A 2,642-nucleotide genomic window follows, 5' to 3' on the forward strand; every position below is an offset into this window, starting at 1 on the left:
AAGGTCACCGAGCCACACGACATTCAACATACCGTTTGCAAGTGGCGATCATCGCGTATCCGTGGCATCCAGCGCACGGTCAGCAATTCCGAGTAGTACGGCGTAGCGGGCGCCGAGGAAACCAGCTAGTTCATCTTGATGTGCCGGGCGGCCTCTCACGCGAACTACCCGTGTGGATGCTAGATGCGTCAATATGCTCGACGATGTCCCTTGGCTCACCCCAATTGAGCCTGTCAGCTCTGAACGAACTGCGCGCCAATCTGCACACCCGAGCACTGCAGCCGACTATGGGTGGATCATCGAAACTCTTCAGCACGGAGGGCAATTTCGATGACGCGGGTAAACAGCACAGGGCAAGGCATACAACTGCCTTTGATACTGCAGAGCGATCCAGCATGGAACGAAAGCCTCGTGGGCAATCGACGCGACGAGTTGATAGTGGCGCTGGCAGATCTACTACTGGAAGCACTGGGCAAAGTGCAGAGACAGGCACGCGATCAAGGAGATCTCAATGAGCCAGAAGATCATGTCTGACCACCTTGGCCGCGGCGCCATCGTATACGTGCGCCAGTCGACCCTAAGTCAGGTTGTCGAACATAAGGAGAGCCAGCGTCGCCAATATGCACTCGCTGATTTTGCACGTGGGTTGGGTTTTGCATCGGTCTTGACTATCGACGATGATCTCGGCCGTTCCGGTTCGGGGGCTGTCGATCGGCCCGGCTTCCAGAAACTGGTGGCTGCGGTGTGTGCAGGATCTGTCGGTGCGGTGTTCTGTCTCGAAGCATCCAGGCTTGCACGAAACGGTAGAGATTGGCACCACCTGGTTGATTTATGTGCGCTCGTTGGCACACTCGTTATTGATCACGATGGCGTCTATGATCCGCGACTCATCAACGACCGGCTCCTGCTCGGTTTGAAGGGCACAATGTCGGAATACGAGTTGAACCTGCTACGGCAACGCGGACTGGCCGCGCGCGATTCGAAGGCTAGTCGCGGCGAATTGCGTTTCGCCTTGCCACCGGGCTATTGCTGGAACGAACTGGGGAAGATAGAGATGGACCCGGACGAGCGGGTAAGTGGCGCGATCAGTCTCGTGTTTGCCAAGTTCAGACAGCTCGGCAGTGCTCGCCAAGTCTTGCTGTGGGCCATACAATCGCAGACAAGTCTGCCCGTCATGCGTAACGGTGTTGCGGGTGCGCGGATCGACTGGAAGTTGCCGGCATACCACACTGTTATCCAGATATTGCAGCATCCGATGTACGCCGGCGCGTATGTGTTTGGCCGCAAAGCGCAACGTACATTGGTTGTTGACGGGCATGTCCGGAAGACGTCAGGTCATTCGAAGGCCATGAAGGACTGGAACGTTCTACTACGGAACAACCATCCCGGCTATATAACGTGGGACCAGTTCGAAGAACATCAACGCATGATCTGCGAGAATGCACACATGAAGAAACGGGCATCCCGTAAATCCGCCAGAGGTGGGCGAGCGTTGCTGACCGGCCTGGTACGTTGTGGGCGCTGCGCTCGAATGATGCGCGTGACGTATGGCATGCGGGCCGGCCACGCTCATCGTTACCATTGCCGGGGAGATCAGGAGCGTGCCGCAAACTGGGTTTGCATCGGGATTGGCGGCGTACGTATCGATCAGGCTGTCGCAGCCTTGATTCTGGAAGCCGTTTCCCCTCATGCCGTGGAGGCTGCAATACTCGCCGCGCATCGTGCTAACGCTGCTGGGGACGATGTAAAGCGTGCGCTGCAACTCGAACTCGAAGATGCGCACTACGAGGTCTCACTGGCTGCGCGCCGGTACGAGGCGGTAGATCCTACAAAAAGGCTTGTCGCTCGTGAACTCGAAGCGCGGTGGAACGCAGCATTGGAGCGGGTAGCGCAGCTCGAAGAGCGGCTCTCACAGTTTGACGCCGAAGCGGCATCGCGTCCAAGGATCGACGAAGCCGGACTCATGGCGCTTGCTGCCGATTTGCAGTTAGCGTGGAATGCACCCGATACGGACGCTCGTACCAAACAACGCTTGACTCGCATCCTCATTCAAGAGGTGGTAATCGATCTTGATGACGACGCAAACGAAGCCGTGGTCACAGTTCACTGGACCGGAGGTCGACATACCGAGGTCCGCGTGCCCCGCACGAGCGTGGGGCGCTATCCCAGTGACCGTTACCCGAGCCCCGTAGAGGTCTTGCGCAAGCTCGGCGGCTATTGGACAGATCTCGATCTAGCGGTCACCATGAATCGTATGAGATGTAAGACAGCGCACGGGCAGTCATGGACCGTTGTGCGCGTCGCCGAACTACGCAAGCGTCTGGGGATTGAGCCTTTCGATCCAACCGCTCCGCACATCGAAACAATCAGCGTAGAAGAAGCCTCGCGGCGATTGAATATCTACACGAGCTCGGTTCATCGACTGATTCGCGAAGGCGTTCTGCCTGCAACTCAGCTCATGCCTTCCGCACCATGGCAGATTCCGGTTGCCGCCCTCGACTCTGAGGCCGTCAGGCAAGGCGTGATCGCTATCAAGGAACGGCGGCCACCCCATTTCAAGACCCGACAGGACGCCGAGAAGTCGCTCAAGCTGCCTGGATTTTAACCAGAGGATGCACTATGTCACACGACTCCCGCGGCGT

At 57.7% G+C, this 2,642-nt stretch carries 2 protein-coding genes; both read left to right on the forward strand.

What is annotated here, in order from left to right; genetic code table 11:
• The first annotated feature begins 330 nt into the window (after positions 1–330).
• The gene (locus KPG66_RS05825; protein ID WP_237070245.1) at positions 331–534 is read left to right on the forward strand and encodes a hypothetical protein; all 204 of its coding nucleotides are present in this window, start codon (positions 331–333) and stop codon (positions 532–534) included.
• Entirely contained in the window at positions 512–2,605 is a 2,094-nt protein-coding gene (locus tag KPG66_RS05830) for a recombinase family protein (RefSeq protein WP_237070246.1), read from the forward strand. The genes KPG66_RS05825 and KPG66_RS05830 overlap by 23 nt, the downstream gene beginning before the upstream one ends.
• The last annotated feature ends 37 nt before the right edge of the window (positions 2,606–2,642 follow it).

Source organism: Mycetohabitans sp. B2, from assembly GCF_021733735.1.
Taxonomy (GTDB): Bacteria; Pseudomonadota; Gammaproteobacteria; order Burkholderiales; family Burkholderiaceae; genus Mycetohabitans; species Mycetohabitans rhizoxinica.